Consider the following 26,244-nt stretch of genomic DNA (forward strand, 5'->3'; position numbering starts at 1 on the left):
GTATGTAATTATGAAATTGTCAGAAGCTATGAGAGAAAAAATGCTTCTGTCCTTCGAGCTTTTCCCGCCGAAGACAGAGAAAGGAATGGAGAACCTTCCTGGAACAATCGATCATCTTATGAAGTACAAACCAGAGTACATCTCCTGTACATATGGTGCAGGCGGCGGAAATGTAGGTGCTAACAGAGAAGTTTGTCAGATGATCAAGAAAGCCGGAACTGTTCCGGTAACTCATTTCACAGTAATTAAGAATACCAAAGAGGGAATCAAGGAGCAGCTGGATCAGTACCTTGCAGAGGGCGTTGACCATATGCTTGCACTTCGCGGAGATATCCCCCTTGGTGAGACAACTACCTGTGGAGATTTCAACTATGCTACAGACCTTGTTAAATTCGTTCGTGACGAATTTGGCGATAAATTCGAGATCGCTGTTGCAGGATCACCGGAAGGACATATTGCATGCCGCAGCCTTGATGCTGACATCGCAGTTCTCAGACAGAAACAGGACAATGGTGCTGACTACATTATGACTCAGCTTTGCTGGGATATGGAGCAGTTCAAATACTGGCTGGATGCAATCCGTGAGGCTGGTGTTACAATGCCTGTAGATGTTGGAGTTATGCCAATCCTTGATATGTCTGCTACAATCAATATGGCGCTTTCCCGTAACGGCTGCGTAATGGATAGCGAGCTTTGCAGACTCATTTCCAGAAACTGGCTGTTCCCGAACCCATTTGCAGCAAAAGATGCAGACGGCAAGCCATTTGATATGTTCTATGATGACAAGATCAAGAGATTCAAGGAAGAGGGAATCGAGTACACAATCAAACAGATCGACGAGTACCGTGCTCTTGGCGTAGATGGTATCCATCTGTACGCACTGAACAAATGGAAAGATGTATCTGAGATCATCGACAGATCCGGACTTAGAACTTTAATCTAAGCTTTTATCTGACTACTTATAAATTTTTGGGAGGCAATTGATTATATTATGGCACATGTAATTGCTGTCGCAGGAAAAGGCGGCGTTGGAAAAACCACATTATGCGGAATGCTGATCCAGTATCTCTGCGAGAAGGGCAAAGGCCCGATCCTTGCTGTAGATGCTGATGCAAATTCTAATCTGAATGAAGTTCTTGGAGTGGAAGTGGAGACTACACTTGGTGATGTAAGGGAAGAAATTGCCCGTGCAGAGCTTGCAAGTGAGAATCCGATCCCTGCAGGAATGTCTAAGGCAGATTATGCAGAAAGACGCTTCGAAGACGCCCTGGTAGAAGATGATGATTTCGACCTTCTTGTTATGGGAAGAACTCAGGGGAAAGGCTGTTACTGCTTCGTGAACGGACTTCTTCAGACACAGCTTGCCAAATACCAGAATAATTATCCTTACATTGTAGTAGATAATGAGGCTGGTATGGAACATATCAGCCGAGGTGTGCTTCCGTCCATGCAGACAGCAATTCTGGTCAGTGACTGTTCCAGAAGAGGCGTTCAGGCCGTAGGCCGTATTGCAGAGCTTATCAAAGAATGCGATATGCATCCTGATAAAGTGGGCCTTATCATCAATCGTGCTCCGGGCGGAAAGCTGAATGACGGAATCAAAGAAGAGATCGAGAAGCAGGGACTCAACCTTTTGGGCGTTGTTCCCCAGGATGAAACTGTTTATGAATATGACTGTGAAGGTAAACCAACCGCCAGTCTGCCGGAGAATAATCCGGTGAAGATGGCTCTTCGTGAGATCGTTGACAAGCTTGGCTTATAATTGAAAAGCTTTCCCCCTGCCTTTATGCTATGTGCAGCAGGGAAATGAAAAATGGACTGGTAATTCCGCAGTAAGCGGGAACGCTGCTGCGGAATTTTTCATCAGAACCATATCCCATGGGAGGGGATGGGTTCCGAATATCGGACGAAACATTTAAGTCTGCCCATGCAGACATCATCAAATACAAAAGTAACATATACTTAGAGGAGGTCAATAATGAGTGAATTCAAATTAACTACAGTGGAAGAATTCGAAGCTGCCACAGCCCGTCTTCTTGAGACTGGTGCAAAGGTAGGCGCTGATTCCTGGCAGATGCGTGTTAAGAATCAGACTCCACACTGTAAATTCGGTGAGCAGGGTGTATGCTGCCGAATCTGTTCAATGGGTCCGTGCCGTATTACACCTAAGGCACCGAGAGGTATCTGCGGTTGTGATGTACATGGTATCGTAGGAAGAAACTTCCTTCGTTTCACAGCAGGCGGCGCAGCTACACACTCTGATCATGGACGTGAAATCTGTATCACACTTGGACATGCAAAAGAGGGCGGCGATTACCAGGTAAAAGATCCTGAGAAGCTGATCCGTATTGCAAAAGAGTGGGGCGTTGAGACAGAGGGTAAAGACATCTATGATCTGGCTCATGAAATGTCTGATCTTGCTCAGGAAGAGTACGGAAAGATCAGAGGCGTTTCCAGATGGCTGAAGAGAGCACCTCAGCATACACAGGATCTGTGGCATGCAGCTGGAATTGAGCCAAGAGCAATCGACCGTGAGGTTTCCTGTGCACTTCATATGACTCATATGGGTAACACAAGTAAACCGGAGGCTCTGATCCGTCAGGCACTTCGTAACGGTCTTTCCGATGGATGGGGCGGTTCCATGTGCGGAACTGAGTTCTCCGATGTTCTTTTCGGAACTCCAAAGCCAATTGATACCGAGGCTAACCTTGGTGTTATGAACGCTGAGAATGTAAACATCGTTGTTCATGGACATGACCCGAGTCTTTCTGAGATGATCTGTGAGTATGCAGACAGCAAAGAGATGATCGACTATGCGAAATCCATGGGTGCTAAGGGAATCACTGTTTCCGGTGTATGCTGTACATCTAATGAGGTTGCAATGCGTCGCGGTATTCCGATGGCTGGTAACTTCTTACAGCAGGAGAACGTTGTACTGACAGGTGCCTGTGAGGCAATCGTAGTTGACGTTCAGTGTATTTTCCCGGCACTTGGACCTCTTTCCAAATGCTTCCATACAAAATTCATCACAACTTCTCCAATCTGCCAGATGCCAGATTCCGATTTCATTGAATTTGATGCAGGTACAGCAGGTGAGAAAGCAAAACAGATCGTAAAACTTGCATGTGAAAACTTCAAGAACAGAAAACCAGAGCTTGTACATATTCCGGATTTGAAACATAAAGCTACAGTTGGTTACTCTGTAGAAGCAATCGTTAAGACACTTGACGGCGTAACAAACTCTCAGGTAGACGAAACCGGTACCACCAAACCTCTCCTTGAGTGTATTACATCCGGTGTTATCCGTGGTGCTGTTGCTATGGTTGGATGTAACAACCCGAAGGTCAGACCTGACACAGCTCACATCGAACTTATGAAGAAGCTGATCGCAAACGATATCGTGATCATCGCTTCCGGATGTTCTGCTCAGGCAGCTGCTCGTGCAGGACTTATGGACAAAGCTGCAAAGGATCTTTGCGGTGCTGGTCTGAAACGTGTTTGCGAGCTTGCAGATATCCCGCCAGTATTACATATGGGATCCTGTGTGGATATCAGCCGTATGTTGATCCTTGCAGCTGAGCTTGCCAAGGATTCCGGACTGAATATTTCCCAGCTTCCAGTAGTAGGATGTGCTCCTGAATGGATGTCTGAGAAGGCAGTTTCCATTGGAAACTATGTAGTAGCAACTGGTCTTGATACATATCTTGGTGTAGACCCATATGTTTCCGGTTCTACAGAGGTTGCAAGCCTCCTTACAGAGGGTGTACGTGACTGGGTAGAAGCAGCATATACAGTTGAGAAAGATATTGATAAATTAGGCGATCTTATGATTGCGAGAATCGAAGAGAAACGTGACGCTCTCGGAATCTGATCCAAAGAAAGGCGCGATTAACTTATGAAAATAGCAGTAACCGGTAAAGGCGGAGTAGGAAAGACAACTTTTGCGGCAACACTTGCCAGATTATATGCAGATGAAGGGAAGAAGGTCCTTGCAGCGGATGTTGATCCGGACGCAAACCTGGGACTTGCCCTTGGGTTTGATGAGGAAACTCTTGATTCCATTATTCCAATTTCAAAAATGCGTAAGCTGGTGGAGGAGCGTACCGGAGCCAACAGTCAGAACCAGTTTTATACACTGAACCCAAAGGTGGACGATATTCCGGATACCTACGGAAAGGTCTGTAATGGCGTAAAGCTGCTTGTACTTGGAACCGTGGAGACAGGCGGCGGCGGATGTGTCTGCCCTGAGCATGTCATGTTAAAGAGAATCATCAGCAACCTTGTTGTACACAGGGATGATGTGGTGATTATGGATATGGAAGCCGGTCTGGAGCATCTGGGCCGGGGAACCACGGAAAGTATGGACGAATTTATTGTTGTGATCGAACCGGGCGCAAGAAGCGTACAGACCTACAAGAATGTAAAACGCCTTGCAAAGGATCTTGGAATCACCCAGGTCAAGGTGGTTGCAAACAAAGTCCGGAATGCTGAGGATGAAGAGTTCATCAGGGCAAAGATTCCGGCTGAAGATCTTCTTGGTATGATCCACTATAATGTTGAAGTTATGGACGCAGACCGCCAGGGTAAATCTCCCTATGATTTCAGTGAGACCGTAACATCCGAAATCAGAAAGATTAAAGAAAAGATAGACAATGAAAACAGTCTGTAAATAATAGGAGGTACTACAGTGACTTTATTTGATAGAGTATTCAGCGGAAATGACGCTGTTTATGGATTAACAGAGGGTGCTATTGATGCAGCCATCGCACAGCACGGCGAAGACAAAGCAGTAAGCTTCCCTGATACCGCTTACAGCCTTCCTTGCTACTATTCTGTAACAGGAACAAAGGTTACAACCTTAAAAGAGTTAAAAGAGGCTCTTGGCGTTGTAAAAACTCTTATGACAAGAGAGAAAAGACTGAACGACGCATTTATGTCCGGTATTGCTACCGCACTTTGCGCAGAGTTCATCGAAGTTCTGAAATATATCGACGGAGCAACACCATATGAGGAGCCATGCTATGGTCATCTTGCAGATGCTGTTATCCGTGAGCTTGGTGTACCGCTTGTAACAGGCGATATTCCTGGTGTAGCCGTTATCCTTGGATCTGCTCCTTCTGTAGAAGAGGGTGTTGCTCTTGTAAAGAGCTATCAGGCACAGGGTATTCTTGTAACACTGGTTGGCGGTATCATTGATCAGGTTAAGGAAGCCGGCATGAACACAGGAGCAAACGTACGTGTTATTCCTCTTGGAAAAGACGTTACCTCTGTTATCCACGTTGTATCCGTTGCACTTCGTGCAGCTCTTATCTTCGGTAATGTAACACCTGGAGATGCAGGCACACTTATGAAATACACAATGGATCGTGTTCCGGCATTTGTTAACGCATTCGGACCTCTGGATGACGTTGTAGTTGCATGCGGAGCTGGTGCTATCGCACTTGGCTTCCCGGTAATCACAAACGAGACAGAGAATATCTTCCGTGTACCAAAGAGCCTTATCGTTCAGGAGGATGTAAGCAAATTCAACGCTACTTCCCTTGAGGCTCGTGACATTAAGATCAAGATCACAAACATCGATATCCCGGTTGCATTTGCATCCGCATTCGAGGGCGAGATCATCCGTCGTAAAGACATGCAGGTTGAGTTCGATGGTTCCCGTGTAGACTGTGCAGAGCTTGTACATACCTGTGACGCTTCTGAGGTTGAGGATCACAAGATCACAGTTGTAGGACCGGAAGTTGACGAGATGGAAGAGGGAAGCAAGAACAGCATCGCATACGTTGTTAAGGTTGCAGGAAAGAACATGCAGCCAGACTTCGAGCCTGTAATCGAGCGTAAATTCCACAACTACATCAACTGCATCGAGGGTGTATACCACACAGGACAGAGAGATATGCAGCGTATCCGTATCAGCCATGCAGCATATGATGCAGGCTTCCGTATCAAACACATCGGTGAGGTTCTTTACTCACAGGTTAAGAACGAGTTCGACGCTGTTGTTGACAAGTGTGAGGTTGTGATCTACACAGATCCTGCTGAGTGTACAAGAATCCGTCATGAGGTTGCTATCCCGATCTTCGAGAAACGTGATGACCGTCTTGCAAACCTGACTGATGAGTCTGTAGACGTATATTACAGCTGTATCCTTTGCCAGGCATTCTCCCCGTCTCATGTTTGTGTTGTTACACCTGAGAGACTTGGACTTTGCGGTGCCGTTTCATGGCTGGATGCAAAAGCTACCAACGAGCTTGATCCGAACGGACCTTGCCAGGTAATCACCAAAGAGCGTCCGATCAATGAGGATCTTGGTGCTTACGAGGACGTTGATGAAGCAGTTCAGAAGTTCTCCCAGGGTGCTCTTGAGCACGTTACCCTGTACTCCATCATGCAGGATCCTATGACCTCCTGCGGATGCTTCGAGTGTATCTGCGGTATCGAGCCGTTCTCCAATGGTGTAGTTATCGCAAACCGTGAGTATGCAGGCATGACACCTCTTGGAATGACCTTCTCTGAGATGGCTTCCATGACAGGTGGTGGAGTTCAGACTCCTGGATTCATGGGACATGGAAAACACTTCATCGCTTCCAAGAAATTCATGAAGGCTGAGGGCGGTATCGAGCGTATCGTTTGGATGCCGAAAGAATTAAAAGAGTTCATCGCAGACAGACTGAATGCTACTGCAAAAGATCTCTACGGAATCGACAACTTCACAGATATGATCGGTGACGAGACTGTTGCTACAGATCCTGAGGCACTGGTAGAGTTCCTTACAGAGAAAGGACATCCGGCACTTGGACTTGATCCGATGATGTAATAGATTCAGTAAATCCTGCTGAGGGAAAATCATTTTCTGGGGTCTGCCGTCTGGCAGGCTCCGGGAAATTTGTTTCCAGGCAGGATACTGTTTGACAGCTTGATCGTTTCGCTGCGGAGGGCGAATACAATGGATTGTTTTATTGCGGAATGAAAGAATCCATGTCTGATAATTTATTTAGCAGCAAATCCACAAAAGGTGTTGAAGCCTGTGATGGTTTGTGATAGAAGATTAACAGAAAAGGAGATGCAGAAAATTGTTAATTAACAGAATTTTCAGCGGAAATGATGCAGTATACGGTCTGACAGAAAAAGCCGTAAACGATGCTGTACAACAGCATGGTGCAGACAAAGCGGTGGGATTTCCCCATACTGCTTACTGCCTGCCATGCTATTATGCAGTAACTGGTGTTAAGATCAAGACACTTGGAGAACTGCAGGCAGCTCTTAGCGTCGTCAAATCTCTTATGACAAGAGAGCATGCACTGGAGGATGCTCTTATGTCAGGCGTAGCCACCGCTCTCTGCGCGGAATTTATTGAAGCATTGAAATATCTTGATGGGGCAGAGCCTTATCAGGAGCCATGCTATGGACATCTTCCGGACTCCATTATCCGTGAGCTTGGTGTACCGCTTGTAACAGGAGATATCCCCGGAGTAGCAGTTATTCTTGGCAGCGCACCTACTGCACAGGAAGGTGTTGACCTGATCAAGAGCTACCAGGCACAGGGTATTCTTGTAACACTGGTTGGCGGTATCATCGACCAGGCACAGGAGCTTGGCCTGAAGATGGGCTATAATTTAAGAATCGTTCCTTTGGGAAAAGACGTAACAAGTGTAATCCACGTTGTATCCGTTGCACTTCGTGCAGCACTGATCTTCGGTAACGTAACACCTGGTGATGCAGCAAGCCTTCTTACATACACCAAAGACAGGGTCCCGGCATTTGTAAATGCCTTCAAGCCTGTTGATGATGTAATTCTCGCAGCAGGTGCAGGTGCTATCAAGCTTGGCTTCCCGGTTATCTCCAATGAGGATGAGAATATTGCGGAAGTACCAGGCGCACTGATCGCATGCCCGAACGTTGCTGATTTTAACAAGGTTTCCCTGGAAGCCAGAGGAATCAAGATCAAGATTACAAAAGTGGATATTCCGGTTGCGTTTGCATCCGCTTTTGAGGGCGAGATCATTCGTCGTAAAGATATGCGTGTGGAATTTGACGGTTCCCGTGTGGATTGCGTAGAACTTGTGCAGACTAAGGAAATGAACGAGGTCGAAGATCACAAGATCACTGTCGTAGGTCCTGAGGTCGATAGCTTTGAGCCTGGAAGCAAGCACAGTCTTGCCTACGTGGTAGAAGTAGCAGGCAAGAAGATGCAGCCGGATTTTGAGCCGGTTATCGAGCGTAAATTCCACAATTATATAAACTGCATTGAAGGTGTATACCATACAGGACAAAGGGATATGTTCCGTATCCGTATCAGCAATGACGCATTTGCAGCAGGCTTCAGAGCCAGACATTTTGGCGAGGTTCTTTACACACAGGTAAAGAATGAGTTTGAGGCGGTTGTAGATAAGTGTCAGGTAACCGTTTACACGGACCCGGCTGAGTGTACCAGAATCCGTCACGAAGTAGCAATTCCTACTTTCGACAAACGTGATGCACGTCTGGAAACCCTTACCGATGAGTCTGTAGACGTTTATTACAGCTGTATCCTGTGTCAGGCATTTTCTCCGTCACATGTCTGCGTAGTAACACCGGAGAGACTTGGACTTTGCGGAGCCGTTTCATGGCTTGATGCAAAAGCCACAAATGAGCTGGATCCAAACGGCCCATGTCAGATCATCACCAAGGAGCGCCCGATTGATGTAAATCTGGGCTCTTACGAGGATGTTGATGAAGCAGTAAAGAAATATTCCCAGGGTGCTCTGGAGCATGTTACTCTGTACTCCATCATGCAGGATCCTATGACCTCCTGCGGATGCTTCGAGTGTATCTGCGGTATCGAGCCATTTTCCAATGGCGTGGTTATCGCAAACCGTGAGTATGCAGGCATGACACCTCTTGGAATGACGTTCTCCGAGATGGCTTCCATGACCGGCGGCGGTGTTCAGACACCAGGCTTTATGGGACATGGAAAACACTTTATTTCATCCAAGAAATTCATGAAGGCAGAGGGCGGAATTGAGCGTATCGTATGGATGCCGAAGGAATTAAAAGAGACCGTGGCGGAGCGTCTCAACAGAACTGCAAAAGAACTCTATGGCATTGACAACTTCACTGATATGGTCGGTGATGAGACAGTTGCCACAGATCCGGAAGTTCTTGTTGCATTTTTAACAGAACATAATCATCCTGCATTGTCAATGGATCCGATGATGTAGTATAATGGTTCTGTATACTTTTACAAAATTTTCAAGGAGGCTTTAAGAAATGCCATTTAATCAGAAACCACAGAAGTTCAACGCAAAGATCAACACTGTTACGGTTGGAACTGGTGATAAAGCGGTTACAATTGGAGGAAATTCCACATTTCCGTTCTATACATTTGATGCACCAACCGAGAACCGTCCGAAAATCGGTGTAGAAATCACTGATATGGGACTTGACGAATTTGCGCCGGGAATCAAAGCATATTATGAAGGATGCACCACTATGGCTGAGATCGCTAAGAAAGCAGCAGCTATGGAAGGTGGAGATTTTGTTGTACTCAATCTGGATGGCGGAGATCCAAACGGAGTAAACAAATCTACAGAAGAGCTTATTGCAGTAGTGAAAGAGGTTGCAGAAGCAATCGACTGTCCATTAGTAGTTGAAGGCTGCAAGAATGTGGAGAAGGATGCGGAACTTCTTCCAAAGGTTGCAGAAGCACTTCAGGGCAGAAACGTAATCGTTATGTCCGAGAAGGAAGAGAACTACAAGGCAATCGGTGCAGCAGCAGGTCTTGCTTACAACCAGATCGTAGGTGCTGAGTCTGCTGATGATATCAACCTTGCAAAACAGCTGAACGTAGTTACAACACAGTTAGGTGTTGATGCGAAGAAGATCGTTATGAACGTAGGTACCGCAACAGTAGGTTACGGTTATGAGTACGTTGTTTCCACTATGGACCGTATCAAAGGAGCAGCTTTATCCCAGAATGATAACATGCTGCAGATGCCAATTATTACACCGGTTTCTTCTGAGACATGGGGCGTAAAAGAATCAGTTGCTACTGAGGAAGATATGCCTGAATGGGGATCAGAGGATGAGCGTGGTATCAACATGGAAGTTATGACAGCAGCAGCAGACCTTGCAGCAGGTTCTGATGCAGTTATCTTAAGACATCCACAGTCTGTAAAGACCATCGCTAAGATGATTGACGCACTTGTGTAATAATTTTTAGGAGGAATAATTGATATGGCACTGAATGGTATTCAGATTTTTAAATTAACACCAAAGAAAAACTGTAAGGAATGTGGATGCCCGACATGTATGGCTTTCTCTATGAAGGTTGCACAGGGCGCTATGAAAATTGAGCAGTGTCCACATATGTCCGAGGACGCATTAGCTTCCCTTTCTGAGGCAACAGCTCCGCCAATGAAGACAATCAAGATCGGAACTGGCGCAGAGGAGCTTACCCTTGGCGGTGAGACAGTTCTTTTCAGACATGAGAAGACATTTGTAAACAAATCCAGATATGCAGTAGAGCTGTGCACATGCATGGACGATGCTGCTGTTGATGCGAAGCTGGCTGAGATCCCGAAGGTTGATTACGACCGTATCGGTGAGAGAATGTACGCAGAGCTTGTTTATGTGAACTGTGATGCTGAGGCAACAGCTGACAAATATACAGCTCTCGTTCAGAAAGCAGCAGCACTTGGACGTACTATGATCCTTGGATGCTCTGATCCTGAGATCGCAAAAGCAGCCCTTGAAGTATGCAAGGACAACAAGCCGGTATTAAACGGAGCAAATGCTTCCAACTACGAGGCTATGAACGCTGTTGCTACAGCAGCAGGTGTAGTTCTTGGTGTATCCGGCAAAGACTTAAACGAGTTATATGACACCACAGCAGCTCTTGAGAAGCTCGGAAACAAGAACCTGGTACTTGATGTAACAGGTGCTGATGTAAAAGAGACCTTCGGAAATGCTGTTCAGGTTCGTCGTGCAGCTCTCAAAGATCAGGACAGAACCTTTGGATATCCTTCTATTGTAAATCTTGCTAAGATTGCTGGCGGAGATTATCATCTTCAGGCAGCACTTGCAGCTGTATTCACTATGAAATATGGTTCCATTATCGTTATGGAGCGTATGACATATGCAGAGGCACTTCCGTTATACGGTCTGCGTCAGAACGTATTTACTGACCCGCAGAAGCCAATGCGTGTAGAGCCAGGCATCTACCCAATGAACGGTGCTGACGAGAATTCTCTTGTTGTTACAACCGTAGACTTTGCTCTTACATACTTCCTTGTATCTGGTGAGCTGGAGCGTTCCGGTGTTCCGCTTAACCTTGTTATCAATGATGCAGGCGGATTATCCGTACTGACCTCCTGGGCTGCTGGTAAGTTCTCCGGAAACAGCATTTCCGCATTCTTCAAAGAGAACGTAGAGCCTAAGGTTAAGAGCAGAAGACTTGTAATCCCTGGAAAGGTTGCCGTACTTAAGGGCGATCTGGAAGCAAAGCTTCCGGGATGGGAGATTATTGTCGGACCAAGAGAAGCTGTACAGCTTGTTAAGTTCTTAAAGGACCTGGACGCATAAACAACTAAATCTATCAAAAAGGAGAACACTACAATGGCAAAATTTATTACTATTGGTGAGAGACTTTCCACAACAGCACCATCTGTAAACAAAGCTTTTACAGAGAGAGATCCTGAGCCGATCTTAAAAAGAGCAAAACAGCAGCTTGATGCTGGTGCTGTATATCTTGATGTAAACATCGGACCAGCTGAGAACGATGGAGAAGACCTGATGAAATGGGCTGTTAAGCTTCTTCAGGAGAACTTCGACAATGTTCCGCTTGCACTTGATACTTCCAATAAGAAAGCTATCGAGGCTGGTATTTCTGTATATAACAGAAGCAAAGGAAAACCGATCGTTAACTCCGCAGATGCTGGCGGAAGAATCGAGAACATCGACCTTGCAGCAGCAAACGATGCTATCGTTATCGCTCTTTGCTCCGCTGACGGTATTGCAGCAGACAATGATGAGCGTATGATGCACTGCCAGAACATGCTTGAAAGAGGTATGGGACTTGGCATGGATCCTTCTGATCTGTGGTTTGATCCGTTATTCCTGGTTGTTAAGGGAATGCAGGAGAAACAGATGGAAGTTCTGGAGGCTATCAAAATGTTCTCCGATATGGGACTGAATTCTACAGGCGGTCTGTCCAACAACAGTAACGGTATGCCGAAGAATATCCGTCCGATCATGGATTCCGCATTAGTTGCTATGGCTATGATGCAGGGTCTTACATCTGCAATTGTTAACCCTAACGACCTTCGTCTTATGGAAACAATCAAATCCTGCGATGTATTCAAGGGCAACACCCTGTATGCTGATTCCTATCTTGAGCTGTAATCACGGAGCAACTGACTTTTATAAACTGTCTGCGTAAGCAGATACTTCCGTGCTTGAATAGGGACGTAAGATACAAAGAGGGGCTGGGGCTTGGGCCTCAGTCCCTTTTTTAACGAATTAAATGTCTGTTTTGGCAGATATTACCATATGAGAAAGGTGAGTGCCGAATGTTTAAGGTAACATTTTCTTTTGAAGATGGCAGTGTGGTAGAACATTTTGCCAATGCGGGGGACAATTTACTTGAATTAGCGCGAGAGGCCAATGTGGCCATCGACGCACCATGCTCCGGAAATGCTTCTTGCGGAAAGTGCCGGGTGCAGTTGATAAAGGGAGAACTGGACAGCAAGAAAACCTTGCATATCAGTGATGAAGAATATCAGGCAGGATGGCGTCTTGCCTGTGTAAGCAAGATCTGTGCTGATGTGACTGTGCTTGTTCCTGATATTGCGTCTGCTTACAAGAGCAGAATGAAGGTTGCAGACCTGAGCTCCAAAGAGGAAATTGCCATTTTTGAAAACTCCAAGAATGATGTGGAGATGACCGGAATTGAGCTTCGGAACAGTCTTGACGTAATTGAACTGGAGATGGACGAGCCAAGTCTGGATGATACAATGCCGGACAATGAACGTCTTACAAGAGCTTTAAAGAAATACATGAATCTGAAGCAGGTAAGGATTCCTTATGCTGTTTTAAGAAAATTACCGGATGTGCTCCGGGAGAACCATTTCAAAGTGAAATGTGTAGTCCGGACTGCACCAAATGATCTTTTTGTATACGATATTTTCGGAAAAGATGAGGATGTAGTAGTCGGTGGTCTGGCAGTAGATATTGGTACTACCACCGTGTCCGCAGTTCTGATCAATATGGAGACAGGAGAAATTCTTGCCAAGGCTTCCTCCGGAAACGGACAGATCCGTTTCGGCGCAGATGTTATCAACCGTATCATCGAGCAGCAGAAGCCAGGAGGAAAGAAGAAGCTGCAGGATGCCGTAATTAAAGAGACCATCAACCCTCTTATTGCGCAGATGTGCAAAAGTGCCGGTATTTCAGCTAGCCATATTTACAGAATGTCTGTAGGCGCAAACACAACCATGAATCATCTGTTTGCAGGAATCAATGCGGATCCGGTCCGTATGGAGCCATACATTCCTGCATTCTTTAAGACCAACTCCCTTTTTGCTTCTGATGTGGGAGTTGCCATTAATAAAGACGCGCATATTATTATTGCGCCGAATATCGGAAGCTATGTAGGCGGTGACATTACTGCCGGAACCTTAGTAAGTATGATCTGGAACAGACCGGAGTTTTCCCTGTTTATTGACCTTGGTACCAACGGAGAGCTGGTATTCGGAAACTCTGACTTTATGATGAGCTGTGCATGTTCAGCAGGACCTGCCTTTGAGGGTGGTGACATCAGCTGCGGTATGCGTGCAACAGACGGTGCCATTGAGGCCTGTACCATTGACAAGGAAACTATGATTCCTACCTACAAGGTAGTAGGAAATCCTGGAACCAAGCCGATCGGACTTTGCGGTTCCGGAATCATTGACGTGATCAGTGAGCTTTTCATGTGTGGAATCATCAACCCTAAGGGTAAATTTGTCCGCGAGGGTGAGAGAATCCGCCACGACAAATATGGAATGGGAAGCTATGTGATCGCATTTGAAAGCGAAGCAGGCTCTGTGAAGGATGTTGAGATCACAGAGGTGGATATTGATAACTTTATCCGTGCCAAGGGTGCTATTTTTTCTGCAATCCGCACTATGCTCAACAGTCTGGACTTTGATGTAAGCATGATTGATGATGTTTATGTAGCAGGAGGTATCGGAAGCGGTATCAATATGAGAAATGCTGTAAATATCGGAATGTTCCCGGATATCCCTCTGGAGAAATTCCACTATATCGGCAATTCTTCCCTGACAGGCTCCTACCTGATGCTTCTTTCTACAGCAGCAGAGAAGAAGACCTATGAGCTTGCTGCAAACATGACATACATGGAGCTTTCCACAGTACCGACTTATATGGACGAGTTTGTGGGCGCATGCTTTATTCCGCACACAGACACCGGAATGTTCCCGGACGTAATGAAAGATTTACAGAACAGGAAGTAAACAAAAATGCCATTTACCATTGATGATTTAAACTATGATAAAGACAGCAAGGAGAGAATGCCCTGGGAGCATTATCTTGAGCTGTATGCAAAGGCTGATCCTAAGGAAATCGCAGCCAGACTTTCTATTCCATATGATGAAAGTGCGAAAGCCTTTACTTTGACATTTCTGGGCTCTGATTATACTATCACATACCCGGATTTTCAGGTAAAGCATGTGGAGGATGAGAAGAAATGCTATCCTCTTGAGGATATGATCTATGCGAAAATCCTGACGATCCGTTTTCTGTTAAACGGTTCTGCTTCCATGGGAACCGGTAAGTATAAAACCTACCGTGAAATGCCTTGGGGAGAAGTGTATTTACGCCAGTTTGACGGAAGATGCATTAAGCGTCTTGCATTTACTTATGGTAACAGACTGAAGGATTTCAGGCTGGTAATGGATCATATGAAATGCACTCCTGTGAAATTCGGAGATGCGGCATATGAGTTATCCATTTATCCCGGATATCAGATCCAGATGATCCTGTGGGAGGGAGATGAGGAATTTCCACCATCCTCCCAGATTCTGTTTTCAGATAATTTCCCCGTATCCTTTGCTGCGGAAGATATGGCGGTTATGGGAGATGTGATCATCGGCTCTTTAAAAGCTTTTTTAAAGGCTGCGCAGGCGAAATGATCCTGCATATAAATTAAGTCTGTTAAATGTAAAAGCTGTATATTCATGATTAAAGCGGATCCGGACAGGGACATGATCCTTAATGCCCTTTTGGAAGCCGTTTTGATAAATTCAAATTATGCGGAGGCGTCCTGCTCAGGTGGCAGTGACGTAAAAAGGAGGTAAGTTACAATGGGATACAAGAGTGACATTGAAATCGCACAGGAATGCGAAATGCTGCCGATTACCCAGATTGCAGAGAAGGCTGGTATTGATGACAAATACCTGGAGCAGTATGGAAAGTATAAGGCAAAAATCGACTACAATCTCTTAAAAGAGAGCGATAAAAAAGACGGAAAACTGATCCTTGTAACAGCAATCAACCCTACCCCGGCTGGTGAGGGAAAAACAACTACAACTGTAGGTCTTGCAGATGGAATGCAGAAGCTTGGAAAGAGCGTAATGGTTGCGCTTCGTGAGCCATCTCTTGGACCGGTATTTGGTGTAAAGGGCGGTGCAGCAGGCGGCGGCTATGCACAGGTTGTTCCGATGGAGGACATTAACCTTCACTTCACAGGTGACTTCCACGCAATCGGCGCAGCAAACAACCTTCTTGCAGCAATGATCGACAACCACATTTTCCAGGGCAATGCACTGAACATTGACCCACGTAAGGTTACATGGAGAAGATGTGTGGATATGAATGACCGTCAGCTTCGTAACGTAATCGATGGTCTTGGCGGAAGAACAAACGGTATGCCACGTGAGGATGGCTACGATATCACAGTAGCATCTGAGATCATGGCAGTTCTCTGTCTTGCAAGCGATATCACAGATTTGAAGAACAGACTTGCAAGAATGATCGTTGGCTATACATATGGCAAACCATCAGAGCAGAAGCCTGTAACAGCTGGTGACCTTCACGCAGAAGGCGCTATGACTGCACTTTTAAAGGACGCCCTCAAACCAAACCTGGTTCAGACTCTTGAGCATGTACCGGCAATCGTTCACGGCGGACCATTCGCAAACATCGCTCATGGCTGCAACTCTGTAACAGCTACAAAGATGGCTATGAAGCTTGCTGATTATGCAATTACAGAGGCTGGCTTTGGTGCTGACCTTGGTGCTGAGAAATTCCTTGACATCAAATGCCGTATGGCTGACCTTCATCCAAATGCAGTTGTTATCGTTGCTACTGTTCGTGCACTTAAATACAATGGCGGCGTTGCAAAAGCAGATCTGAATAATGAGAACCTTGAGGCTCTTCAGAAGGGTCTTCCGAACCTTCTGAAACATGTAAACAATATTAAGAATGTTTACAAGCTTCCATGTGTAGTTGCAATCAATGCATTCCCAACAGATACCAGGGCAGAGCTTGATCTTGTAGAAGCAAAATGTAAAGAGCTTGGTGTCAATGTTGCGCTCTCCGAAGTATGGGCAAAAGGCGGCGAAGGCGGTCTGAAGCTTGCTGAGGAAGTAATTCGTCTGTGCGAGGAGCCAAACGACTTTACTTATGCTTATGAGCTTGAAGGCTCTATCGAGGACAAGCTGAATCAGATCGTTCAGAAGGTTTACGGTGGAAAGAACGTAGTTCTTACAGCAAATGCTCAGAAACAGGCAAAACAGCTTGAGGCTCTTGGCTTTGGAAACTGCCCGATCTGTGTTGCAAAAACACAGTACAGCTTAACGGATGATCAGACGAAGCTTGGTGCTCCAACAGATTTCGAAGTAACCGTTCGCAACCTGAAAATTTCTGCCGGTGCAGGCTTCATTGTAGCTCTTACCGGTGAGATCATGACTATGCCAGGTCTTCCGAAAGTTCCGGCTGCTGAGAGAATCGATGTTGATGAGACTGGTAAGATCACAGGACTGTTCTAATAAGGAGATAAACGAAAATGGGATTTTCAACAAGTACATGTACAGAATTTGTAGAAGTTCTTGCTTCTAAAGCCCCGGTTCCGGGCGGCGGCGGCGCATCCGCACTGGTTGGTGCAGTAGGAACTGCTCTTGGCAACATGGTAGGAAGCCTTACTGTTGGCAAAAAGAAATATGCAGATGTTGAGGAAGAAATGTGGGAGCTGAAGGGTAAATGCGACAAGCTTCAGAAAGATTTCCTTCGTCTTATTGAGCGGGATGCAGAAGTTTTTGAGCCTCTTTCCAAGGCATACGGTATGCCAAAGGAGACAGAAGAAGAGAAAGCTGAGAAAGCAAGAGTTATGGCAATCGTATTAAAGGATGCCTGCTCCGTTCCGATGGAGATTATGGAGAAATGCTGTGAAGCACTTGACCTGATCAAGGAATTTGCTGCAAAAGGCTCCAAGCTTGCAATCAGTGATGCCGGTGTAGCGGCAACCTTCTGCAAGGCTGCATTAAAGGGTGCCAGCCTGAATGTTTACATTAACACCAAATCCATGGCAGACAGAGAATATGCAGAAGAGCTCAACGCGAAAGCAGATGCTATGCTTGAGAAATATTGTAAGCTTGCAGATGAGACATTTGACAGCGTTCTTGCAAGACTGAAATAATAGGATATCAGAAAGGGAGATCATTCAAAATGGCAAAACAGTTATTAGGTAAAGAAGTAACTGCTGCATTAAATGAGCGCATCAAAGGCAATGTGGCAGCACTTCAGGAAAAAGGCGTTAACCCGACACTTTGCATTATCCGTGTAGGCGAGAATCCAAGCGACATTTCCTATGAGAGAGGCGCAACAAAGCGCTGCGAGACTTTAGGAGTTGCCTGCGAGAAGATTCTTCTTCCGGAGGACGTAGCTCAGGAAGAGCTTCTTGAAGTAATCGACAAGGTAAACAAGGATGACCATATCCATGGCGTTCTTCTGTTCCGTCCGCTTCCGAAGCACTTAGATCAGGCAGTGATCGAGAATGCACTTGCTCCTGAAAAAGATGTTGACTGTATGACAGACCTTTCCATGTCCGGTGTTTTCACAGGCAAGAAGATCGGCTTCCCGCCATGTACACCACAGGCATGTATGGAAATCCTGGATCATTACGGAATCGACTGCACAGGCAAGAAAGCCGTTGTAATCGGAAGAAGCCTTGTTGTTGGCAAGCCGGCGGCAATGATGCTTGTTAAGAAAAACGCAACTGTAACCATCTGCCATACAAGAACCGTTGATATGCCATCTGTAGCTCGTGAAGCTGACATCATCATCGTAGCAGCAGGCCGCGCAGGCGTTGTTGGCGCTGATTATGTTAAAGAGGGACAGATTGTGATCGACGTAGGAATCAACGTAAATGCAGAAGGCAAGCTTTGCGGAGACGTTGACTACGCAGCAGTAGAGCCGATCGTTGATGCGATCACACCGGTTCCTGGCGGAGTTGGAAGTGTAACTACTTCCGTTCTGGTAGGTCATGTGGTTGAGGCAGCAATGCGTAAGGTAAACGCATAATTTGCATAAAGAAAGCTCTCCGGGGAAACCCGGGGAGCTTTTTATAGTATAGTTCAGAAGCTGATTTCGTTACTGTTCACTGGTAACATTCCGCGAGGTGTTTTTTGTGAACAAAGTTCACAGAAAACCCGAGAATTGCAGCGCGAAATCATGCGAATGCATGATTTCTGTGCATCGCGAAGCGTGTTACTGCTCACGAAGTGAACAGTAACCTGATTTCCATTAGAATATGTTTAATATTTACAAAAAAATTGCTTTTCTCTTAAAAATATTGTATCATAGAAAGTAACAGATATATGGAGGTCGTGGGATATGGGAAAAGTGATGGCAGTAAATATCAGCGAGAAACGAGGAACTCAGAAGGTCAATGTCCACACTGTGAAACTGATCGAGAATTATGGACTGGAGAATGACGCCCATGCAGGGAACTGGCACCGCCAGGTCAGCCTTCTTTCCTATGAGAAAATAGAAGAATTCAAGGCGAAGGGAGCCCCGGTGCAGGATGGCGCCTTTGGGGAAAATCTCATTGTGCAGGGGTTTGATTTCAGAACTTTGCCTGTTGGCACACGGCTGAAATGCAACGATGTGATCCTGGAAATCACCCAGATTGGCAAGCAGTGCCACAATGGCTGCGAGATTTTTAAGATCATGGGGGACTGCATCATGCCAAGAGAGGGCGTGTTTGCCAGGGTGATCCACGGCGGCGTGATCTCAGAGGGAGATGAGATGGATTATGCTTGATCAGTATGGAAGAATCATTGATTACATGCGGATTTCCCTTACAGACCGCTGTAATCTGCGGTGCATTTACTGCATGCCAGAGGAAGGAATCTGTCAGATTCCCCGCACGGAGGTTCTAAGTGAAGATGAAATCTTAAGAGTCTGCAGCCTGGCCAGTGAGCTTGGGATTTCCAGGATCAAGCTGACAGGAGGGGAGCCTTTGGTGCGCAGGATCTGTGTTCCCCTTGTGAAAGAGCTGAAAGCTCTTCCCGGAATCCAGCAGGTGACGTTGACTACCAACGGCATTTTGCTGAAAGAGCAGCTGCCGGGGCTGATGGAAGCGGGATTGGATGCAGTGAATATAAGCTTAGACACTTTGGATGCAGAGACTTTTCGAAAAATCACCAGAAGGGATGAGCTGAAAAAGGTGCTGGAAGGACTTGAGGCAGCACTTTCCTATCCGGAGCTTAAGGTGAAGGTAAACTGTGTTCCCACTTTTCAGAGCCAGCAGGATCTTTTGCAGGTGGCGGTCCTGGCAAAGGAGAATCCGCTCCATGTGCGGTTTATCGAGATGATGCCCATTGGTCTTGGAAAAGAGTTTACAGCGAGAGACGAGGAGACGGTAAAAGGGCTTCTGGAGCGTGCTTACGGTCCTATGACGCCTACGAAGGAAACCCTTGGAAATGGGCCCTGCCATTATTATACCCTTGAAAATTTCCAGGGCAGAATTGGATTTATCAGTGCTTTGTCCCACAAGTTCTGCAGTCAGTGCAACCGTGTGCGCCTTACTTCTACCGGATATCTGAAGGGCTGTCTTCAGTTTGAAAACGGAGCGGACTTAAAAGCATTGTTAAGAGGCGGCGTTTCCGATGCGCTTCTGAAGGAAACCATCCAGAAGACCATTTATGAGAAGCCAGCAGGCCATAATTTCCAGGAAAAAAAGAACGGGACAGAAGAGTCCCATATAATGGCGCAGATCGGCGGATGAGAACCTATAAAAAGCCGGATTTTGCAGATGTATTTTCCGTACATCCAGCAGAATCCGGCTTTTTGTGCGCTTTGGTATATTTTTCACTGAGTTAATTGTGCAAAAAAACATTGTTAATTAAAAGACTTATTAGGAAAAGCTTGCCAAATTGAACAAAAAAATATATAATTTTCTTACAAAAATAGTGAAGTTTGTTAAAAAATACGCAATGCCGGAGACCTTATGGTGAAACATTCACAAAAGGGCCAGAGGTAGAACTGGCAGGTAAGGAGGATTAACAGTAATGTTAGATCAGTCATGTTACAAAAAGGCAGATGAGATTATTGAGCATTATGAAAAATGTGCGGCCTCATTAATTCCCATCATGCAGGACATTCAGGCAGAATACCGGTATCTGCCTGCAGAGCTTCTGACCTACGTTGCCGAGAAGATCGGCGTAACAGAAGCCAAGGCGTTCAGCGTAGCCACCTTCTATGAGAACTTTTCCTTTGAGCCCAAGGGGAAATACATTATCAAGGTGTGTGACGGAACAGCCTGTCATGTAAGGAAATCCATTCCCGTAAAAGAAGCTTTTATGAAAGAACTGGGACTTAGCAATAAGAAGCACACCACAGACGACATGATGTTCACTGTGGAGACCGTATCCTGTCTTGGAGCCTGCGGACTTGCTCCAACCTGTATGGTTAACGAAGAAGTGCATGCCAAGATGACACCGGAGAAGGTAGTAGAGCTGATTAACAGATTGAGAGGTGAGAATGGATGAGAATAAACAGTAAAGAAGAACTGCTGAATAAGAAAGCTGAGATTGAGCAGCTTATAAATGGTTTTACCTGCCGTGTTCTCGTCTGTTCCGGTACCGGATGTATGGCTTCCGGTGCACAGAAGATCTATGATGAAATGGTAAGACTTTGTGAGGGAATCGACGGTGTGCGCATTGAGATGCAGAAGGATATCCCTCATGTAGGCGTTATTAAGACCGGATGTCAGGGACTTTGCGAGTTAGGACCTCTTATGCGCATTGAGCCTTATGGATATCAGTATGTACATGTTCAGGAAGAGGACTGCCTGGAGATCGTAGAGCGTACTGTACGCCTCGGACAGCCTGTAGACCGTCTGTTTTACCGCCATGGGGATGAGGTCTGTCCCAAGCCAGAGGATATTCCGTTCCTTAACCGTCAGACCAGGATCGTTCTTGAGAACTGCGGTAAGATTGACGCGGAATCCATTGATGAATATATTGCAGCAGGAGGCTTTGCTGCTCTTGCAAAAGCAGTTACAGAGATGACTCCCCAGGAGGTTATTGATGAGGTTACCAGATCCGGCCTTCGCGGACGTGGCGGTGCCGGCTTCCCGGCTGGCAAAAAATGGTCACAGGTAGCCAGACAGGCTGAGAAGACCCGTTATGTTGTATGTAACGGTGACGAAGGTGATCCGGGAGCATTTATGGATGGCTCCGTTATGGAAGGCGACCCATATAAGATGATCGAGGGTATGATCATTGCCGCTTATGCAGTAGGTGCTGAGAACGGATACATATATGTGCGTGCAGAGTATCCTCTTTCTGTTGCAAGACTTCGCCTTGCTATTTCCCAGGCTGAGAAATACGGTCTTCTTGGAGATAATATTCTTGGCAGCGGTGTAAACTTCCACCTTCACATCAATCGCGGCGCAGGAGCTTTTGTATGCGGTGAAGGCTCTGCCCTTACCTCCTCCATTGAAGGAAACAGAGGTATGCCTCGTGTGAAGCCGCCTCGTACAGTTGAGAAGGGTCTGTGGGGCAAGCCGACCGTCCTGAATAACGTAGAGACCTATGCAAATGTTCCGAAGATCATTGTGCAGGGTGCCGACTGGTTCCGTACCATCGGAACAGAGGGAAGCCCGGGTACCAAGACATTCTCTCTTACAGGAGCGATTGAGAACACAGGTCTTATTGAAGTGCCTATGGGAACCACACTCCGTGAGATCATCTATGATATCGGCGGTGGTCTTAAGAGCGGTGCTGCATTTAAGGGTGTACAGATCGGTGGTCCTTCCGGCGGATGTCTGATCGAGGATCAGCTGGATGCGCCTCTTGATTTTGATTCCGTGAAGAAGCTGGATGCCATTATGGGTTCCGGCGGACTGGTTGTTATGGACGAGAATACCTGTATGGTAGAGGTTGCCCGTTTCTTCATGAGCTTTACCCAGCGCGAGAGCTGCGGCAAGTGTGTTCCATGCCGTGAGGGTACCAAGCGTATGCTGGAGATTCTGGAGAAGATCGTAGAGGGCAGAGGTGAAATGTCCGATCTTGATGAGCTGGAAGAGCTTGCAACTATGGTTCAGAGTATGGCTCTTTGCGGTCTTGGCAAGAGTGCACCCCTTCCGGTTCTCAGTACCATGAAGCGTTTCCGTGAGGAGTATGAGGAGCATATCCGTGACAAGAAGTGCCGTGCCAAGGTCTGCACTGCGCTCCGTCAGTTCCACATCAATCCGGAGTTCTGTATCGGTTGTGGAAAATGTGCCAAGAACTGTCCTGCCGGGGCAATTTCCGGCAAGATCAAATCACCTTATCATATTAATAATGATGTATGTATCAAATGCGGCAGCTGTAAGGACAACTGTAATTTTGATGCAATCTATGTGGAAATGTAAAGGGAGGACAGATTATGGGTACAATGACAATTGACGGCAGAAAAGTCGAATTTACAGATGAAAGAAATGTCCTGACCGTTATTCGTAAGGCAGGAATCAATATTCCCACACTTTGTTATCACTCAGAGGTTTCCACCTTTGGAGCCTGCCGTCTGTGTACGGTAGAGGATGACCGTGGAAGAACCTTTGCCTCTTGTTCTGAGGAACCAAGGGACGGCATGGTTATTTATACAAACTCAGGAAAGATTAAGAAATACAGGAAGCTGGTAGTGGAGCTGCTTCTTGCAGCACATTGCCGTGACTGTACTACCTGCGTTAAGAGCGGGGAGTGTGTGCTCCAGGAGCTGGCTCACAGACTTGGGGTACATAATATCCGTTTCCAGAACACAAGAGAGCATTATGAGATTGATGACAGTTCACCTTCTCTGATCCGTGACCCGAATAAGTGTATCCTTTGCGGCGACTGTGTACGTGCCTGCGAGGAGCTTCAGGGAATCGGTGCCCTGAACTTTGCATACCGCGGAACAGAAGCTATTGTGATTCCGGCCTTCAATAAAAAGATAGCAGAGACACAGTGTGTGAACTGCGGACAGTGCCGTGTATTCTGTCCTACAGGTGCTATTTCCATTAAGACACATATGGATGAAGTATGGGATGCCCTTGCAGATCCGGATGTACGGGTGGTTGCGCAGATTGCTCCAGCAGTACGTGTTGCCGTGGGAGACCACTATGGACTGACCAAGGGACGCAGTGTAATGGGCAAGATTGTCAATGCACTTCACAGAATGGGTTTTGATGAAATCTATGACACCAGCTTCAGCGCGGATCTGACTATTATGGAAGAATCCGCAGAGTTCCTGAAACGGGTTGAGAATGGTGAGAACCTTCCCCTTCTTACTTCCTGCTGTCCGGCATGGGTGAAATTTATTACTGACCAGTACAAGGATTATATTCCGAACCTGTCTACCTGCAGATCCCCGCAGGGAATGATGTCAGCAGTAATTAAGGAGTACTTCCGTGACCCTGAAAATGCCAAAGGCAAGAGAACGGTTATGGTATCTGTTATGCCATGTACTGCCAAGAAAGCAGAGGCAATCCGTCCGAACAGCTTTACAGACGGAGCGCAGGATACGGATATTGTTATCACGACTACAGAGCTGATTCGCATGATCGACAACTTTGGTCTGGACTTCGGACAGCTGGAGCCGGAAGCATGCGATATGCCTTTTGGATTTGGTTCCGGCGGCGGTGTGATTTTTGGCGTTACAGGTGGTGTTACAGAGGCGGTTCTTCGCCGCTTAAGCCCGGATCATACAAAGGAGACCATGCGCGAGATCGCAGAGTGCGGTGTGCGCGGCGATGAGGGAATCAAAGAATTTACTATTCCTTACAAGGGAATGGATATTAATATTTGTGTAACTAGCGGACTTGCAAATGCCAGAACGGTTATGGAGCGTGTGAAGAACGGTGAAGCCAACTATCATCTGATCGAGGTAATGGCATGCCGCCGTGGCTGTATTATGGGAGGCGGCCAGCCTGTACGTGCAGGTGACAGAACCAAGGCTGCAAGAGCAAGAGGCCTGTACAGCGCAGACAATACCATGCTGATCAAGAAGTCCGACGAGAACCCTATGGTTATGGAACTCTACCAGGGACTGCTCAAGGGCAAGGAGCACAAGCTGCTGCATAATGAGTTTTATTGATTAGAATAATAAAAAGCCCGACTGCATATTATTTAGAGGAAGAGTGTAGGATTATGCGAAGCGGCGGCAGCTATGCCGCCGCAGAACCTTTGAATATCAGGCAGGAGGGCTTTTTTGTATGGAGAATTTTCAGATTTACCGGGACATCCAGGCAAGGACCGGCGGTGATATATACATAGGCGTTGTAGGCCCTGTACGCACCGGGAAATCCACCTTTATCCGCAGGTTTATGGAGCTTGTGGCTTTGCCTGGGATGGATGAAAAAATGCAGAAGGAGGTTCGGGATCAGCTCCCTCTTTCCGGCTCCGGCAAAATGATCACAACTGTAGAACCTAAATTCATCCCAAGAGAAGCAGTGCCTGTAACCCTTGGGGAGGATCTGAAGGTACAGGTTCGCCTGATCGACTGCGTAGGCTTTCTGGTAAAAGACGCCGCAGGAAATATCGAAGACGGCAAAGAGCGTATGGTGAAAACTCCCTGGTTTACAAAAGCCATTCCATTTCATGAAGCCGCCAAAATGGGCACGGAAAAAGTGATCCAGGAGCATTCCACCATCGGCCTTGTGATCACCTCAGACGGAAGCTTCGGGGAAATCCCCCGGGAAAATTTTACCCAGGCAGAAGAGCAGACTGTGACAGAGCTGAAAAAACAGGGAAAGCCCTTCCTTATGGTAGTGAATTCCCAGTTCCCCCACAAAGAGGAAACCAGGCAGCTGGCGAACCAGCTTCAGCAGAAATATCTGGTCCCCGTAGTGCCCGTAAACTGCGAACAGCTAAGAAAAGAGGACGTAGCCCAGATCCTGGAAAAAATCCTGTATGAGTTTCCGGTTACCCAGATCCAGTTTTTCGTGCCAAAATGGGTGGAAATGCTGCCTGCTGACCACGAGTTGAAAGCCCAGATCCTTTCCCAGATCAAAGCCTGCATGAAGCGCATGCTCCACATCCGGGACATCACCAGGGAATCTGTAAAGCTGGAAGGCCCCTATGTCCAGGAAACCCTTCTGGATCACGTCAATCTGTCCGACGGCACCGTACAGATCCGCATCCAGGTAAATGACAAGTACTATTACAAAATGCTCAGTGACATGAGCGGAATCCCCATGGAAAGCGAGTACGAGCTGATCCACACCATGAAAGAGCTTGCCGCCATGAAGGAAAAATATGTAAAAGTCCGCGATGCTTTAGATGCAGTCACAGGTAGCGGCTACGGCGTGGTAGTACCCGAGCTTTCCCAGATTCAGCTGGAAGAGCCTGCGGTAATCCGCCAGGGCAACAAATACGGCGTAAAGATTAAGTCCAAGAGCCCGTCCATCCACATGATCAAAGCCAACATTGAGACAGAAATTGCCCCCATTGTAGGCACCGAGCAGCAGGCTAAGGATCTGATCGCCTACATCGGGGAAAGCGCGTCAAGAGGAGAGAGCATCTGGGAGACCAATATTTTCGGAAAATCTATAGAACAGCTGGTGCAGGACGGTATCCGAAGCAAGCTGGCCTCCATCAGCGAGGAAAGCCAGGCAAAGCTCCAGGATACCATGCAGAAAATCGTCAACGACAGCAAAGGCGGGCTGGTGTGCATTATTATATGACCAGAACCCGCGCAGCCAAAAAGGCAGCGTGCTCTTTCGGGCAGCTGCCTTTTTGT

The 26,244-nt window shown here is 46.7% G+C and carries 20 protein-coding genes; all 20 read left to right on the forward strand.

The features are described 5' to 3' along the window. The first annotated feature begins 10 nt into the window (after positions 1-10). The gene (locus DWZ38_RS02535) at positions 11-943 is read left to right on the forward strand and encodes a methylenetetrahydrofolate reductase (RefSeq protein ID WP_021924409.1); all 933 of its coding nucleotides are present in this window, start codon (positions 11-13) and stop codon (positions 941-943) included. 48 nt (positions 944-991) lie between these two features. Then, positions 992-1,762, forward strand: a complete 771-nt coding sequence (locus DWZ38_RS02540; RefSeq protein WP_021924410.1) for an AAA family ATPase — start codon at positions 992-994, stop codon at positions 1,760-1,762. Between the two features lie 216 nt (positions 1,763-1,978). After that, a complete protein-coding gene (cooS, locus tag DWZ38_RS02545) occupies positions 1,979-3,871 on the forward strand; it encodes an anaerobic carbon-monoxide dehydrogenase catalytic subunit (protein WP_117849702.1) in 1,893 nt (630 codons plus the stop codon). Positions 3,872-3,895: 24 nt separating this feature from the next. Then, positions 3,896-4,669: a carbon monoxide dehydrogenase accessory protein CooC gene (locus DWZ38_RS02550; protein WP_117849704.1), complete on the forward strand. Its 774-nt coding sequence runs from the start codon at positions 3,896-3,898 to the stop codon at positions 4,667-4,669. Positions 4,670-4,687: 18 nt separating this feature from the next. Continuing rightward, on the forward strand, positions 4,688-6,817 hold the full coding sequence (gene acsB / locus DWZ38_RS02555) for an acetyl-CoA decarbonylase/synthase complex subunit alpha/beta (RefSeq protein WP_117849706.1): 2,130 nt from the start codon (positions 4,688-4,690) through the stop codon (positions 6,815-6,817). Positions 6,818-7,073: 256 nt separating this feature from the next. Next, complete coding sequence (acsB, locus tag DWZ38_RS02560; protein WP_117849709.1) at positions 7,074-9,200, forward strand: acetyl-CoA decarbonylase/synthase complex subunit alpha/beta; 2,127 nt, start codon at positions 7,074-7,076, stop codon at positions 9,198-9,200. A gap of 49 nt (positions 9,201-9,249) precedes the next feature. Then, positions 9,250-10,191, forward strand: coding sequence for an acetyl-CoA decarbonylase/synthase complex subunit delta (acsD, locus tag DWZ38_RS02565; protein ID WP_021926203.1), 942 nt, complete (start codon positions 9,250-9,252; stop codon positions 10,189-10,191). A 24-nt stretch (positions 10,192-10,215) separates the two neighbouring features. Further along, positions 10,216-11,562, forward strand: coding sequence for an acetyl-CoA decarbonylase/synthase complex subunit gamma (acsC, locus tag DWZ38_RS02570; RefSeq protein ID WP_021926204.1), 1,347 nt, complete (start codon positions 10,216-10,218; stop codon positions 11,560-11,562). 33 nt (positions 11,563-11,595) lie between these two features. Beyond that, positions 11,596-12,381 (forward strand): carbon monoxide dehydrogenase/acetyl-CoA synthase methytransferase subunit, encoded by a 786-nt coding sequence (acsE, locus tag DWZ38_RS02575; RefSeq protein WP_021926205.1) that lies wholly within the window; start codon positions 11,596-11,598, stop codon positions 12,379-12,381. A gap of 167 nt (positions 12,382-12,548) precedes the next feature. After that, positions 12,549-14,492, forward strand: coding sequence for a corrinoid activation/regeneration protein AcsV (acsV, locus tag DWZ38_RS02580; protein WP_117849711.1), 1,944 nt, complete (start codon positions 12,549-12,551; stop codon positions 14,490-14,492). Positions 14,493-14,498: 6 nt separating this feature from the next. Then, entirely contained in the window at positions 14,499-15,170 is a 672-nt protein-coding gene (locus tag DWZ38_RS02585; protein ID WP_117849714.1) for a DUF3786 domain-containing protein, read from the forward strand. A gap of 171 nt (positions 15,171-15,341) precedes the next feature. Further along, positions 15,342-17,027: a formate--tetrahydrofolate ligase gene (locus DWZ38_RS02590; RefSeq protein WP_117849717.1), complete on the forward strand. Its 1,686-nt coding sequence runs from the start codon at positions 15,342-15,344 to the stop codon at positions 17,025-17,027. 17 nt (positions 17,028-17,044) lie between these two features. Continuing rightward, positions 17,045-17,674, forward strand: coding sequence for a cyclodeaminase/cyclohydrolase family protein (locus tag DWZ38_RS02595; protein ID WP_117849719.1), 630 nt, complete (start codon positions 17,045-17,047; stop codon positions 17,672-17,674). Between the two features lie 29 nt (positions 17,675-17,703). Then, positions 17,704-18,558: a tetrahydrofolate dehydrogenase/cyclohydrolase catalytic domain-containing protein gene (locus DWZ38_RS02600; RefSeq protein WP_117849722.1), complete on the forward strand. Its 855-nt coding sequence runs from the start codon at positions 17,704-17,706 to the stop codon at positions 18,556-18,558. Positions 18,559-18,870: 312 nt separating this feature from the next. Beyond that, on the forward strand, positions 18,871-19,299 hold the full coding sequence (locus DWZ38_RS02605) for an MOSC domain-containing protein (protein WP_021926211.1): 429 nt from the start codon (positions 18,871-18,873) through the stop codon (positions 19,297-19,299). Next, positions 19,292-20,266, forward strand: a complete 975-nt coding sequence (gene moaA / locus DWZ38_RS02610; RefSeq protein WP_021926212.1) for a GTP 3',8-cyclase MoaA — start codon at positions 19,292-19,294, stop codon at positions 20,264-20,266. The genes DWZ38_RS02605 and moaA overlap by 8 nt, the downstream gene beginning before the upstream one ends. Before the next feature lie 283 nt (positions 20,267-20,549). Next, the gene (locus DWZ38_RS02615) at positions 20,550-21,029 is read left to right on the forward strand and encodes an NAD(P)H-dependent oxidoreductase subunit E (RefSeq protein ID WP_117849724.1); all 480 of its coding nucleotides are present in this window, start codon (positions 20,550-20,552) and stop codon (positions 21,027-21,029) included. Next, complete coding sequence (locus DWZ38_RS02620) at positions 21,026-22,897, forward strand: NADH-quinone oxidoreductase subunit NuoF (protein WP_117849726.1); 1,872 nt, start codon at positions 21,026-21,028, stop codon at positions 22,895-22,897. Before DWZ38_RS02615 ends, DWZ38_RS02620 begins: the two co-directional genes overlap by 4 nt. Before the next feature lie 14 nt (positions 22,898-22,911). Further along, positions 22,912-24,600: a [FeFe] hydrogenase, group A gene (locus DWZ38_RS02625; RefSeq protein ID WP_117849729.1), complete on the forward strand. Its 1,689-nt coding sequence runs from the start codon at positions 22,912-22,914 to the stop codon at positions 24,598-24,600. A gap of 118 nt (positions 24,601-24,718) precedes the next feature. Further along, positions 24,719-26,188, forward strand: a complete 1,470-nt coding sequence (gene spoIVA / locus DWZ38_RS02630) for a stage IV sporulation protein A (protein WP_117849732.1) — start codon at positions 24,719-24,721, stop codon at positions 26,186-26,188. Positions 26,189-26,244 lie beyond the last annotated feature (56 nt).

It is taken from the genome of Ruminococcus sp. AF31-8BH, assembly GCF_003460605.1.
GTDB lineage: Bacteria > Bacillota > Clostridia > Lachnospirales > Lachnospiraceae > Blautia_A > Blautia_A acetigignens.